This is a genomic window from Winogradskyella sp. HB-48 (genome assembly GCF_049942685.1).
Classification (GTDB): domain Bacteria; phylum Bacteroidota; class Bacteroidia; order Flavobacteriales; family Flavobacteriaceae; genus Winogradskyella.
In genome coordinates, this window is record NZ_CP187934.1 from 2492786 (window position 1) to 2505938 (window position 13153).

Genomic DNA, 13153 nt, shown 5'->3' on the forward strand with positions numbered 1-13153 from the left:
TAGGCTTTTAAATATCACCTACTAAAAAATCATCTTTATTTTCATTCTCAATACTCTTTTCAATCCTTTCCAAAAAATCTAGACCTTTTTCATAATCGATTAGAAATGAATTTATCTTGGTCGCTTGCATAAATTCACTAACATTTTGAAAATTACTCTTTGAATTAAATTGATTTTCAGGATTGTCATCAATTACTTTAAGTTCATACTCTTTATTAAAGTCGAAATCTAATTCCATTGATTTATTCTCAATATCGCTATGCATAACAGCTTTAATATAGTCCGATTTTTTTCTTGCTAAAAGATTTAAAAGGACAGTTTTGCTATTTTGATAATGCACTGCATAAACGAATTTAAACAAAGGTGGTCTGACTAGTATTCCACTAAATCTACTTTGGTCGAATCCATTCTTTTTTGAAAAAGTGTTTAGCATTTTTGATAATTTTTCTCCTTCAAATGGGTGCTTTTTGTCTTTTTGCGTAGCTTTAAATAAAAACGAATCTGTAAAGAATGAAGTCTCTTTTCTTTCAATAATTGATTCTGGACTTATTTCAGGATAATCGAAATTATAATGATTATCAACATATTGTTTGAACTCCGTTAAAATGTAACGTTCAATTCTATTTCTGAATGTCTTATAATCCATATCATAATAGAGGTCAATTACATTTATGAATTTTTCCAAATTTGAATGATTGTACAATTTATCAAGTATTGCATTTTGTTTTTCTTTAGAATCCAAATAAATAAATTGTGCTGCAAAATACTCTTGTAGCGATTTGTGAGCCCACCTGTAATAATTACCATCCTGTGTAAATAAAGGTACAGTTCTTAATAAATCTTCTAGGAAACTAGATTCATTAAATTTTAAGCCAGCACAGAATTCCTTACTATCAGAAATTAATTTTAGAATCTCATCTTTGCTAAATTCTATTTTTTGCAACTTAAAACAAGAAAAACCTAAATGCCTCAGGACTCTGTGAAAGTCATCAATTTCTAGTTTAGAGTATTTATCGTGAGTATAAGAATCTCCTTTTGTTAAATCGTGAGATTCAAAATTGGCATCGTATACTTGACGGTAAAAGAGGTATTTTTTGAAAGGAATAGCTTGTTTATGTTCAAATGCCGTAAACAAAAGTGAAACCAATAAAGGGTTTGTCAAAAATTCCTCAATGTTTGCCATTTCTTGCTCTTGAAGCTTTTTTATAAGTAAACTTGATACAGAACCTTGGTGGTCATATTTTCTTAATAATTCAAATGCTTCTTTCTTATTTAATGGATTAATTCTAAACTCTTGAAAGTTACCAAAACTTAATAGAGCTTTTTCTGGTCGTGATGTAATAAAAAATTCGTTGTTTGATGCCTTTGATATGAAATCTTGTAAGTCCGCAGTAACAACTTCTCTATCGGTTAATGAAATTTCATCATATCCATCAAGGATGATAATAAAACCACCTTCGGCTAATAACTCTAGCAAAAGGTTATTGTCAAAATCTTTATTGATGGAATTTAATTGTTCTTGAATTTCCGAAAGTATTGTTTTTACTTTGGTCAGTCGTCTTAGTTCAACTATGATTGGAATCCCTATATTTTGGTCAATTATATCTATGAAAATTCTTTTCATTAAGGTTGACTTACCCATTCCGGCAGTGTCTGTAATTAGGATATTTCCATACTCATAGCACATTTTTTCGGGGTACGAGTCTATTTGATATTTTATTTTTTCTTCATTTGTGGAAGAAAGAGTTAATGGTAAATAAATCTCTTTCAGAAATCGTTGTGAATTATTAAACACTAATGTGTTTATTACAGCAAGCTTTTTGTATGTTCGATGGTAATATTCTTGAAAATGTTCTTCAGTTGGAATGTAAACTTTGTCAGAGTCAATACTTTTGAATTTATCTCTAAATTTTTCTAGTTTAGGTTTTACGAATGTCTCTACTAAAGTTTTTATAAGCGGACTTGCAGCAGAAATCATATCTTTAACTGCAATACTGTCGTTTAGTTCTGTCATTTTTTTGGTTGTGTTTTTAGCTTACTGCCAACGTGTTTGTGTATGGTTAGTTGCGTGGTTAAGCAACTAATTTAGTAAACAAAAACGAGCGCGAGAAAATTCCGAAGGAATTTTCCAAATAAGCACTTGCCAAAGCAATTAATTATACACGGTGTTGTAAAACGTTTTTTCTTTAAGAGTTTTATTTATTTCTTTAACAAGTTCAGTTTTTTGTTCATTTTTTAAAAAAATCAAATCCATTCCCCAACCATTATCCAAATTCAAAATTCCATATTCAGGATTGAAAAACATTGGTCCATTTCCGTCATCCATTGATTCGACCAGAACATATAGGTCAAAATTAAATTCAGATAGAGATTTATTGCTGTAATGGTTTTCTTTGATTAATCTAAATTCGGTTCCAGCAAAGAATAACTGATTTGTTTTTTTAAGAAACTTAAAATTCAAATTCTTTTCGCTATCAGTTAGATTTTTGTAATGATAAATGATTGAACTGTCCTTAATTTTTTTGGTTAGTTCATATTCCATCTTTCTTTTCAAAGAGTCAACAAAAAAATCATACAGAAATCTCTTTTCAATATTTTCTTCGACTTGAATTTGAGCTGTCTTATTCTGTTCAGATTCTAGACTGTCAGATTTTTTCGAGTTAGAACAACTCAAAATTGAAAATACTAAAGTTATGTAAAGTGCTTTTTTCAAAATGTTTTACAACGTACAAGTATATGCGCTGAGCCGTTGAATCCCACCAAATTTAATTAATATTTACTCTTTTGCCAACCGGCGTTTTATTTTCATTTGAAAAACTGCAACAAGGCTTGGCGTATATACAGTGTTGGCTACCGTTTTTATTTTATTATATAAACTTTTTGTTTAATTGTAAATTTAGCTTAATCAATTTATTTGATGTAAGTTTATGTTTAGATTAAATATTTAGTTTACTTTTTAATTACATAACCTCTGTTTTTTTTTCTTTTTTCGTCTTCTTTTTCTTTTTCCTTCATTTCATCTTCGAACTGAAGCTCATCTTGAAACATTTTTTCTTTATTTATTAGGCGATATACACCAGCAACAAAAAATCCGAAACCTACCATAATTGTTACTGATCCATTTATAACAACTGGTTGCAATGTTTTAAAGTTTATACCTGTATTTGGAAAAATAAATATAAATCTAAAACTCCCATATGTCAAGGCAATAAATCCACCAAAGGTGTATATCCAAGAATTCCGTACAAATTTTTGAAATCTTAATCTATCTTTCTTATATCTAAATTTTATCAAATTGAAATTGTTATAGTTATTATGAAATTTGTTCTTGAATAAGATATCTAACAGAAATATCTTATGATCAACGGATTATTTAAAAAATCGCCCTTACATGAAGAAGGATTTATTTTAATTGGTTTTATTTATCAGAATAGATTTCTTGTCCTATTTTTTGTATTAAAAGCTACTCAATAATTTCCTTTATTAATTATTCGGATTTTTATTAGTAGGTAAAATGGTAGCCAACGGTTTGGGCTATGGTTTCGTTACGGAATGGTACGCGAGTATCATTCCGCCGTAACCATAAATTTAGCAAAAAGGCTCGAAATTCCGATTAGGAATTCAGCCGCAATGAGCTATACACGGTGTTGGCAGTAGTTATTTTATTCGTAATTATTTCAGTTTCGTTTCGGCAATTTTCTCATTCCCATAATACAATGTTCCGCTTTTTATAAAGTCAGATGAAATATAAAAGTATATCAAGATTCTACTGTCATTTATAACTTTAGGTTTAAAGTGAAAAACGTGTTTATCTGGAAATTCTGCGCTACCTAAATTAATAGGAATTTTTATTCCACTCACACCGTCAATTTTATAGTCCAAATAAGTGTCCTTGATATTCGGGTCATACGTTTCTCGCATATTACTCGTTTCCTTTGGCTTCTTTTTAGTCACTAATTCAAATCGAGAATAATCATTCTTATCATCTGATATAAAAATATCTAAAGGGCGATATTGAAACTTTGGTTTATCGCTAATGAGATAAAATTTATTAGGGTCAAATTCCCCTTTTTTAAGGTCAATATTTTTTATGTCCACTTCTAAAACTGTAATTCTAAAACCATTGAATATTGTTCCGATATAGGTTTTCGGATACTTACTTTTCAATTTATCATTCTTCACAAATTCAATCTCCACAGAATCCTGTTCGATTGTAGTCTTTTGTGCATAAGATTTGAAAGATGATAATGCTATAAAAATTCCAATTATGATTAGAGATTTGTTCATTTTAAATAGGCTCATTTTTTGTTATTAATTAATATGCAGGATTCGCTTTGCTAATTACTGCCAACGTGTTTGTGTATGATTAGTGGCGTGTTTTAGCAACTAATTTAGTAAACAAAAACGAACGCAAGAAAATTCCGAAGGAATTTTCCAAATAAGCGACGACCAAAGCAATTAATTATACACGTTGTTGTAACACGTTTTTACATTCCATCTTCTCTTTCCGAAAGCCAATCCTTATAATTTGCTTTTAATTCGTCTCTTTTTTCTTGAGAGTCAACTATAATATCCATTCCGCCATCATAAGGTGCTACAATACAATTCCTTTTCGGACATACAAACATTGCTCGGAATTTATCATCCGCAATATTTTTCAACAGTTCGTTTTTAGAATTCCGTTTCCAAATATCAAGTCTGTAATAAACATCATAGAAATATTCATCTTCGTGTTCTTCAGGATAGACTTTATGAAGTTCAATTGTTCGGCATTTCTCAAACTTTCCATAATCGTACAATTCAATTGAGATTTCGTCCGTCAATTCCGTTTCATATTGTCCAGAAACAATTATAATTTCCGAATTCTCTCCGATTAATTCCGAAATCAGTTTATTCTGTCTATCCAGAATTATTTGATATTCGTTTTCGGATTCCGCATATCGTTTAGATTCAGGCAAACTATGAATTCGTAACCATCTATTCGGATAAACACTTTTTAATTCGTGTCCGATTGGATTAGATTCAGGATAATTTTTATCCCAATATTTGTTGAATTCTATGAGGTTCATTAAATGTGTTACAACGGTCTCGTATAACTGTCAGTTACGGGTTAATATACGCAGACTTTTCGGTTTAGCACAAACGTTAGCAATTCGAGTGGATTCGGACGTAGTCGAATCCGCCGTAATTGCGGTTATACATTGTTGTGTGTAGGTGTTTTTAATTCAAACTTGTCATTCCGAATTGGTCAATTGCTTGTTGTGTGTTATCGGCAAGAGAGAATTTTAATTCAGTCCACGCTGTTCCTTCAATTCCTTTGAGTTCAATTCCGTTTTCTGTTTTAGTTATCGTAAATAAAAAGTCTGCAAGGTTTTCGTCCTTATTTTCCGAAACTTTTTTCAAGTCAGTCATTCCGTATTCATCAACAGCTTGAGGACGATAATTATTTAGACTAAAGGACAAATCTATCCAAGCACTTCCTTTTTCACTTTTCATTTTTATTCCTTTGTCAGTTTTCTCAATGATTAGCTTAAAATCTTTTAATTCAGCCGTTTTATTTTGAGCAATTAATTCAGCTGTCCCAGTCAAAAAAAGCAGTGCCACTACTATTATTGAAATTGGTTTTCTAAATTTCATGTTTGTTTTCATATCTCTTTTTTTAAATTTCAGGTTGAGTTTTGTTTCACTTACACACAACGGTCTCGGCTATGAGTAGTTGCGTGGTTTAGCGGTTAACTTTGCAAGCACACACCAAACTGAAAATCCTCGCGGATTTTCAGAAGTAGGCGAGAACAAGCAATTACTTATAGCCATTGTTGTGCTTTCGTTATTTTTTAGATTTTTTTTCTATTTCTGAGTTAATATCTATCAACACTTCGTCAATTTCTACAATCGAATTTTGGCAGAATGAAGCGAATTCTTCAGCTGAACGTACCATATAAGATAGAACATTTGAATACTCATTAGAAGTCAATAATTCTTGATATTCATTTGGCTCAAAACCTTTTCCAGTTTCCTTAAAATACTTAAACCCTATTGGTTGTATGCTATTTGAAAATAGATTCGCATATTTATTTTCTTGGTCTTTTAATAAGCCGAAATTCCCATCGTATAACTTCAATATTCTATTTCTTAATTCATTGTTGCTGATGGTACTAAATCCTTGGTTTTTTAGATTTTCAAATGTGGAATATGATAATAGAAAAGAATAATTAGACATTGGAATGAAAAAATATCTTTGCAAAGAATCATTATAGGGCAGTTTTTTTTCTAAGTGTTGTTGTAAATATTTGCCGTCTCTGTTTTTCTCTTTGAAAACCTCTGAACGTTTGTTTAGCATTTGTTTATTGTTAATTAACTCAATTCTTAGTTCTTTTAGGGCTGTCAATTCTTTAAATCCAGATTTTCTATTTTCATTCCAATTATTGATTTGTAAAGCAATTAAAATTCCAATTACGACAAGAACAATTTCGCCAATAGCGTAAATCAAATATTTGCTGAACTTATTTTCAGTCAGCAATTTTTGTCTAATTTTTCTAAAGAATTTTATCATTGGTTAGAGGTTGGTTATAATGAAGCACAACGTCTAGGCTATGAGTAGTTGCGTGAATTAGCACTAAACTTTGCGAATACACACCAAGCTGAAAATCCGCTAGGATTTTCAGAAGTAGGCGAGAACAAGCAATTACTTATAGCCATTGTTGTAAGTAGTATTTTTTGATTAATATTCATTTATAATTCGAAATCTCATCGTATTTCCAATTCGTTAGATTTAGCTTTTTGAAGGCTTTAAATACTTTTCGTTTTTTTAATTCCAACGTAATCACTCCACAATCTGCACTCGTTCCATATAGCGCTTGCCTGTTGTCGTCAGTCCATATTTCTACATTACTAATATTATTTTCCGTAATGAGTTCGGTTACTGAATTAGTCAGTTCTGAGTCTATTGGATTTTCAATTCGGAATGGAATTACGTTATCCTTGTGTTTTATCAAATAAAGTGGTTTACAGAATCCTTTGGTACTTATTTTGCGAATACTGTCCAATTTAGGAATCCTCGCAACAGTTATTCCGTCCGCAAAACTCCATTCAATATACACGTTCACATCATTAGTCAGTCTTTCATTTATCAAGTCAATTTTTTCTTCAAGTGTTTCCGTCGAATTCAGAGATTCAAACCATAAATTATTCTCACTTTCAGTCAAAATCAACTTTTCATTTTGGGCGATAATGCAAAACGATTGAAGGATTAAAAATGTGAGCAAAAAGTGTTTCATAATATTACTTACAACGGTTTTATATATGAAAAGTAGCGGATTTTATACACTAACTTTTCGGACGTTGTAGTTTGTTTATTTTGTGTAATAACTTTGGGTCTATTACTTAACCGCTATTTTTTATATACGTTGTTACCTGCTGTATTTATTTTTCGTCCGTTTTGTTTATATTCGTTTTCTAATTTATTCAATCATGTCAAAAGAAATTTTAAAATCAAAAATATCAGATTTTTATTCTGAATTCAAGTCTTTTATAGAGTCAATAGATTCTAACAAAGAAAAAAGTGTTTTAGACAAAGAAATTCAAGTCAAATATGACTCTTATCGAAACCCCATAGATACCCTTATTAACAACAATTTTCCTGAAAACTCTGATTATAGTAATTACACATCAAGGGCAGAATACTATAGATTTGTAAATGATGAATTTAAAAAATTTTATGATGCTTGGGAAAATTTTATTAAATCAGTCGATTAGATACTTATTCCTTTCTATAAAACCATCTTCCCAACTCATTGCTTTACAAAAGTCTTCCATTAGTTCTAAAATGTTTTTTGGTTTATTGTCTTCTATTTTTTTGTAATATTCTAATAATAGATTAGAAACAAATTCTAAGTTTTCTTTGATATTGTCCGTTGTGATTTTAATTCTCATCGGACTGTTCAAAATATAATTCAAATCTTTCTTTTTTTGTTCGTCGGTGTATTCTTCATTCCAATATTTGAAATCCAATTCCATTCGATTGTTGTTTTTTCACAACGTTGCTCCATATTGCAGGTAACGGTTTTGGCTATGGTTTCGTTGCGTGAAAATCCGCGAGGATTTTCCGCCGTAAACCGAAGATAGCAAATTTGCGAGGACTTTCCGAGAGGAAAGTCAGAAGCAATGAACTATAGCCGGTGTTGGGTAACGTTATTTTTTTATTCCAATGTCTATATAATACCAATTATGTTCCTTTTTGAAATTTTGCACTTCGAGTTCGTGTCCAGAAAATATTGCTCTTAATGTTTTTTCAGTTCCACCAGAACGCACACTATTTTCCGCTGAAAGTTTTTCTCCATTTTTGTCAGTCAACCAAATTGTTTCGTTGTCTCTTTGATAAAATTCCTCAATTTGACTTTTATCTATTGTTTTTATTAAAAAGTCATTCTTTCCAATTTTGTTTTCAGAATAGAAGCGAAGTTCCCAACTCGTTTTAGGGTTATATTTTTTGTTCAGGTTATCAATCCATTCTTTTTTGTGATTTTGTTGGATTTCTTGAACAGCTTTTTTGTCAGCGTACATATTGACAAATAATTCAATTGAATTTTTAGTCAGTCCGACAACTTTGTTTTCAACGAATAAGTCTTCTGTTTTACTTAAATGATGACTAATTGCTGAATTAAATGTAATTCCAATAAGTCCATTTCCACCAGCAGAACCTTTCGCATATAAATTCAGTTGTTTTGTGTTTGGTTTGTTCCAAATTTTTACTTCATCTCCAATATTAACTTCAAATTCAGATTCTTTCCTTTCAAATCGAATGGTCTTTTTGAAAGGCAATTTTTTGTTGTTTCCGAAGATGTTTGTTAGTATTCCCATAATGTTACCCAACGGTTTTGGCTATGATTTCGTTGCGGAAAAATCCGCAGGATTCTTTCCGCCGTAGCTGAAAGATAGCAAAATTGCGGTGAATTCCGATTAGGAATTCAGCCGCAATGAATTATAGCCGTTGTTACCTGCAGTTATTTTTTTACTTTTTTACCGTTCCGATATTCAATCCGCAATTCAGTTCCATCGTCGTTCAGACAGTATTCTATTCCGTGCTTTTTGTTTTTTTGATATTCACATCGATAAATTAGTTTGTCATTTTCATACCGTTCAATCAGAGTCTTTTTTTCGTTTTTATCGTAGTGTTTAAATTCAGTTGTCGGTTTATCCAGTCCGTAATTCGTTTCCTTACTTTTTGTTTGAGTATCCGAATAATATTCCGTCTCTCTTGCAGGTGTTGGCTTTTCAGTTCCGTTGTAATATGTTATAGATTTAGTCAGTTTTCCATTGTCAAAATATTCTTCGTAAACTAAATGTCCATTTTTTCGAACGTTTTGCGCTTGTCCAGTAAATAATTTTTCGTCCGCAACTTTATAGGTCAAATTATTTTCCACATACAAGTCTTTCATTCCAACTATTTCTTGAGCAGAAAGTTGATTTAAAAGGCAAATAAAAATGATTAGCAGAATGTTTTTCATAATTGCAGGTAACGGTTTCGTATAACCGTCAGTTACGGATTAATATGCTTTAATTTTCGGTTTGGCACAGACGTTAGCAATTCCGAGTGGATTCGGACGTAGTCGAATCCGCCGTAATTGCGGTTATACATTGTTGTGCAACGTTTTTTTTGATTCTCTGACATATTTTTCCATTTCGTATTCTGCTAAATTCAAGTCATTAATTTTTGAAATAATTTGTTCAATTATTTCCGCTTTACCTGTCAATCCGAATTGTTCTTGGTAATCGTGATTCGTTGCTATTACATAGTCATCTTCATTCATCAAATTCAAAAATTCCGAATTGAATCCTGCGAAGGTTTCGTCAATGTCAGCAAATCGGCTTGGGAATTCTTTGTTTAACCAATTTTCAAAGTCAGTTTGGTTGATTTCTTGCTTTGAAAATAAGTACAGATAGTTTCCGTAACCGTACGGATAGTAAAATCCGTTTTGTTGCTCGATTAATAAATCCGTTACTGTCTTTTTTGAAAGTCCAAACCAAGTCTTCTTTTCTCGATATAGTTTTTTAAATCCGATATTTTCAGATTCTAATTCTGCAATCGACATATTGTAAGTGAAATCACTTTGGATATATTGATATACTTTATAACCATCCAATTTGGTTAATTCAATAAAGTCAGATGCTGGTTTTTCCGATTTGAAATCAATTCGTACCTCTTCACTTGTACTCAAAGGATGAAAAAGTAAGATAAATTGTTTCATTTTCGATTTGTTTTCAAATGTTGCACAACGTGTTTGTGTATGATTTCGTTGCGTGTTTCAGCAATTAATTTAGCAAATACAAACCGAATAGAAAATCCGCGAGGATTTTCGTATGTAGGCGAGTACTAGCAATGAATTATACACGGTGTTGTAGCACGTTTTTTTAATTCAGTCGATAAATAATTGTTCAAATAAATCGTCTTTGTGTTTTATAATTGAGTCAATATTTATTTCCATAATTTTTAAATGTTCAGTGTAAGTCATATGAAATTGATAATGACTTAAAACTACATTCTCCAATTTTTCTTTAATAGTTTTTTCTCCGTTGTAATTTTCCGCAAGAGTTTTCCAGAGTTTTCGTTCCGCATTTAATTTATTCAAATTATTGTCAGCACAGTGTCCGTGAGTTTTCCAGTTGCAATAGGCATTATTAAAAATCCGCCACTCATATTCAGTCGAAAAATCCGCAAACTTTTCAGTCCGATTAAATGCTGGGTCAAACACAAATATTAGAATTCCGCTAACCAAAATAATTCCAAAAATTTTCAATGCGTTTTTCATTTTCTCAAATGTGCTACAACGGTTTTGGCTATGATTTGTTGCGGAAAAATCCGCAGGATTCTTTCCGTCATAGCCGAAAGATAGTGAATTGCAATGAAATTCCGATAGGAATTTCAGCCGCAATGGATTATAGCCGTTGTTGTACACTGGCTTTAATAATTATATATTCTTATCAAGTTCTCTAATTCAAATAATCTGTTTTTTGTTAGTTCAAAGTTTATTAATCTTCTTTCAACTTTCCATTTATCAGGCTTTTTATTCAAGAAAGAATTCATAAGTTCGATTTGAGCATCTCTATATTTTTTCCATTCGTTTTGAGAGTCAGTCAGAATATTTTTATCATCGACTAATTCCAATAATTTCTCATAAGTTTTTTTCATTTCAAGCTCACAATCAGTTGTTGCTTTTTGTATACAAGGAATAGCTTTTTCAATTTCAAATGGTTGGATGGAATTCATACAGTCGTATAATTTTTGTTCAATTGGAAATCCATCTTCTTGCGCATTCGCTATTCCAAAAATGAGTAAGCAAAAAATTGTAAAGGTCTTAATTCTATTTTTCATATAAATTCCACTTGAGATGAGTGATTCAGCTTGTGTACAACGAGTTTGTGTATGATTTGTGCGACTTAGAATCCGTAGGATTTTCAGTCGTAGCGAATCATAATGTTAAATATATGAATTTTCCAATGAAGATTAATAGTAAGCATTAATTATACACGTTGTTAGCTACTGTAGTGCAAACCGAACTAAACTTAAAGCACAGAAGATTGCAAATATATACAGCAACCGAATCAAAATGCTATCCTAGACTTTGGTTAAAAACCCAAGAATCCGATAATTTCGCAAAAAGAAAAAGATCACTATAGCATTTAGGTTGCACATAGGATAAAAGACGAACGCCCTTTTTTTTGAAAAGAACGAATCAGAACGCCAAAGCGTTTAGTTCTCAAAAAAAAGGATTGTTTGGATGAATATTATAAAAAACAAGAAAGATTCAAGTTAGTAACTCAAGTTCAAAGGATGTAACTCACACGAACTTGCACTATGGTTGGTAACGTGTTTGTGTATGATTTCGTTGCGTGTTTCAGCAACTAATTTAGCAAATACAAACCGAATAGAAAATCCGCGAGGATTTTCGTAAGTAGGCGAGTACTAGCAATGAATTATACACGTTGTTCTATGCAGTTTTTTATCCAATTAGCGACGTAAAAATATCAATCAAATTTTTCTGATTTCCGCTCCGAGCATTATTCAGAGAGTCAAAATATTCATTTCTATCTATACTGTCAAACTGAACAACCTTATCAAGTAAATCTTTGAATTGCAAAGAAGCTAAAACTCTGGCAACTCTTCCATTTCCATCAATGAAAGGATGTATTGTCAAAAATCTTTCGTGAAATTCTGATATTGCTAATATTTTTTCTTGCTCTGAACTATAAATAACTTCCATATATTTTTCTTTCCACCAATTTAGTAGCTCAATTGTTAATTTAGGTACTTCGTCAGCTTCTGGTGGCACAAATTCCGCATCTTCTATTTCTCCACCAACTCTAGCTAGCCAAACCTGAACTTTTCTTAATCCTAAAACACCTTTAAATGAACTTCCTTGAGTTTCATAAAGAGCAGCTTGTTGAATAGCAAATAAATCTTCCATTGAAATTCGAGAAGAAAATGGAATTCCTGAAATTGGTAGAACTGATAGGGTTTTATTGAAAACCATATCTCTTTCAAAAATCTGTCCAGATAAATCACGAGTTATTCCTCGCACTTCTGCGAGCATAGACTTGATTTCAGCAAATTCGTGTTTAAGATTTACGTGTGAATTTAAAAATGAAATTTGTTCTTCTTTTGATAATTCAATATTCAGATACTCCAATCTAATTCCATAACCTTTAGGTGAATCCAAAATACTAGTCACTCTTTCTCCGTGATATATTTCAATATTTTCGCTTCCTTCTGGTATTAGAGCAATTCTTTCGCTTGGTGTGATTTTTTGATTAGTAATGAATACAAATCCATCAGCATCATTCATTTCAACACCTTCATAATCTCCATCAAACTTATCTTTAATTTCATTAAACGTCTTTTGACCCATTCCAAAATAACAGCCAACTACATATTTGTTGTGATTCTTAAAACAAACAATGTCCTTTCTCCCATCAGGTCCTCCAGTTGGGCATTGTGGGTCAATATCTGTGAATCCTTCAGTATCGACAATTTTTGCAGAAAGCCTTTCGGAAAATGCTTGTCCTTTGTCCCAATTTAATAATATTTGATATGTGTTTGCCAATGTTAGTTATGATGTTTGTTTAAATTGCATAGAACGGTCTCGTATAACCGTCA

Annotated in this window: 16 protein-coding genes; 1 reads left to right on the forward strand and 15 read right to left on the reverse strand. The window is 31.3% G+C overall.

The window, feature by feature from the left end; all coding sequences use genetic code 11:
* Nucleotides 1-7: 7 nt before the first annotated feature.
* From ACPX19_RS11300 to ACPX19_RS11335, 8 genes are all read right to left on the reverse strand, one after another.
* Complete coding sequence (locus ACPX19_RS11300; protein ID WP_426430110.1) at nt 8-2014, reverse strand: NACHT domain-containing protein; 2007 nt, start codon at nt 2012-2014, stop codon at nt 8-10.
* Between the two features lie 138 nt (nt 2015-2152).
* Nucleotides 2153-2713 carry a hypothetical protein gene (locus tag ACPX19_RS11305; RefSeq protein WP_426430111.1) on the reverse strand — a complete coding sequence of 187 codons (561 nt, stop codon included), beginning with the start codon at nt 2711-2713 and terminating at the stop codon, nt 2153-2155.
* A 236-nt stretch (nt 2714-2949) separates the two neighbouring features.
* A complete protein-coding gene (locus ACPX19_RS11310; RefSeq protein ID WP_426430112.1) occupies nt 2950-3294 on the reverse strand; it encodes a hypothetical protein in 345 nt (114 codons plus the stop codon).
* 378 nt (nt 3295-3672) lie between these two features.
* Nucleotides 3673-4287, reverse strand: a complete 615-nt coding sequence (locus ACPX19_RS11315; protein ID WP_426430113.1) for a hypothetical protein — start codon at nt 4285-4287, stop codon at nt 3673-3675.
* A 200-nt stretch (nt 4288-4487) separates the two neighbouring features.
* Complete coding sequence (locus ACPX19_RS11320) at nt 4488-5069, reverse strand: DUF3885 domain-containing protein (protein WP_426430114.1); 582 nt, start codon at nt 5067-5069, stop codon at nt 4488-4490.
* A 151-nt stretch (nt 5070-5220) separates the two neighbouring features.
* Nucleotides 5221-5649, reverse strand: a complete 429-nt coding sequence (locus tag ACPX19_RS11325) for a hypothetical protein (protein ID WP_426430115.1) — start codon at nt 5647-5649, stop codon at nt 5221-5223.
* 178 nt (nt 5650-5827) lie between these two features.
* Entirely contained in the window at nt 5828-6553 is a 726-nt protein-coding gene (locus tag ACPX19_RS11330) for a DUF6090 family protein (RefSeq protein ID WP_426430116.1), read from the reverse strand.
* 175 nt (nt 6554-6728) lie between these two features.
* Nucleotides 6729-7277: a hypothetical protein gene (locus ACPX19_RS11335; protein WP_426430117.1), complete on the reverse strand. Its 549-nt coding sequence runs from the start codon at nt 7275-7277 to the stop codon at nt 6729-6731.
* Between the two features lie 193 nt (nt 7278-7470).
* Here ACPX19_RS11335 and ACPX19_RS11340 point away from each other — a divergent pair, with 193 nt between their 5' ends.
* A complete protein-coding gene (locus ACPX19_RS11340; RefSeq protein WP_426430118.1) occupies nt 7471-7755 on the forward strand; it encodes a hypothetical protein in 285 nt (94 codons plus the stop codon).
* Here ACPX19_RS11340 and ACPX19_RS11345 read toward each other — a convergent pair.
* From ACPX19_RS11345 to ACPX19_RS11375, 7 genes are all read right to left on the reverse strand, one after another.
* Entirely contained in the window at nt 7744-8016 is a 273-nt protein-coding gene (locus ACPX19_RS11345) for a hypothetical protein (RefSeq protein ID WP_426430119.1), read from the reverse strand. The genes ACPX19_RS11340 and ACPX19_RS11345 overlap by 12 nt on opposite strands.
* A 174-nt stretch (nt 8017-8190) precedes the next feature.
* The gene (locus tag ACPX19_RS11350; RefSeq protein ID WP_426430120.1) at nt 8191-8871 is read right to left on the reverse strand and encodes a hypothetical protein; all 681 of its coding nucleotides are present in this window, start codon (nt 8869-8871) and stop codon (nt 8191-8193) included.
* 131 nt (nt 8872-9002) lie between these two features.
* Nucleotides 9003-9506, reverse strand: coding sequence for a hypothetical protein (locus ACPX19_RS11355; RefSeq protein WP_426430121.1), 504 nt, complete (start codon nt 9504-9506; stop codon nt 9003-9005).
* 123 nt (nt 9507-9629) lie between these two features.
* Entirely contained in the window at nt 9630-10247 is a 618-nt protein-coding gene (locus tag ACPX19_RS11360; protein ID WP_426430122.1) for a hypothetical protein, read from the reverse strand.
* A 168-nt stretch (nt 10248-10415) separates the two neighbouring features.
* The gene (locus ACPX19_RS11365) at nt 10416-10808 is read right to left on the reverse strand and encodes a hypothetical protein (RefSeq protein ID WP_426430123.1); all 393 of its coding nucleotides are present in this window, start codon (nt 10806-10808) and stop codon (nt 10416-10418) included.
* 152 nt (nt 10809-10960) lie between these two features.
* Entirely contained in the window at nt 10961-11371 is a 411-nt protein-coding gene (locus ACPX19_RS11370) for a lysozyme inhibitor LprI family protein (protein WP_426430124.1), read from the reverse strand.
* A 628-nt stretch (nt 11372-11999) separates the two neighbouring features.
* Nucleotides 12000-13100, reverse strand: a complete 1101-nt coding sequence (locus tag ACPX19_RS11375) for a Fic family protein (protein ID WP_426430125.1) — start codon at nt 13098-13100, stop codon at nt 12000-12002.
* Nucleotides 13101-13153: the final 53 nt, after the last annotated feature.

Excerpts from the sequence above, each read along its gene's own strand:
- ACPX19_RS11365 (WP_426430123.1), bottom strand. The coding sequence starts at position 10,808 with ATGAAAAACGCATTGAAAATTTTTGGAATTATTTTGGTTAGCGGAATT.
- ACPX19_RS11300 (WP_426430110.1), bottom strand. The coding sequence starts at position 2,014 with ATGACAGAACTAAACGACAGTATTGCAGTTAAAGATATGATTTCTGCT.
- ACPX19_RS11330 (WP_426430116.1), bottom strand. The coding sequence starts at position 6,553 with ATGATAAAATTCTTTAGAAAAATTAGACAAAAATTGCTGACTGAAAAT.
- ACPX19_RS11340 (WP_426430118.1), top strand. The coding sequence starts at position 7,471 with ATGTCAAAAGAAATTTTAAAATCAAAAATATCAGATTTTTATTCTGAA.
- ACPX19_RS11315 (WP_426430113.1), bottom strand. The coding sequence starts at position 4,287 with ATGAACAAATCTCTAATCATAATTGGAATTTTTATAGCATTATCATCT.
- ACPX19_RS11345 (WP_426430119.1), bottom strand. The coding sequence starts at position 8,016 with ATGGAATTGGATTTCAAATATTGGAATGAAGAATACACCGACGAACAA.
- ACPX19_RS11325 (WP_426430115.1), bottom strand. The coding sequence starts at position 5,649 with ATGAAAACAAACATGAAATTTAGAAAACCAATTTCAATAATAGTAGTG.
- ACPX19_RS11320 (WP_426430114.1), bottom strand. The coding sequence starts at position 5,069 with ATGAACCTCATAGAATTCAACAAATATTGGGATAAAAATTATCCTGAA.
- ACPX19_RS11370 (WP_426430124.1), bottom strand. The coding sequence starts at position 11,371 with ATGAAAAATAGAATTAAGACCTTTACAATTTTTTGCTTACTCATTTTT.
- ACPX19_RS11335 (WP_426430117.1), bottom strand. The coding sequence starts at position 7,277 with ATGAAACACTTTTTGCTCACATTTTTAATCCTTCAATCGTTTTGCATT.
- ACPX19_RS11355 (WP_426430121.1), bottom strand. The coding sequence starts at position 9,506 with ATGAAAAACATTCTGCTAATCATTTTTATTTGCCTTTTAAATCAACTT.
- ACPX19_RS11360 (WP_426430122.1), bottom strand. The coding sequence starts at position 10,247 with ATGAAACAATTTATCTTACTTTTTCATCCTTTGAGTACAAGTGAAGAG.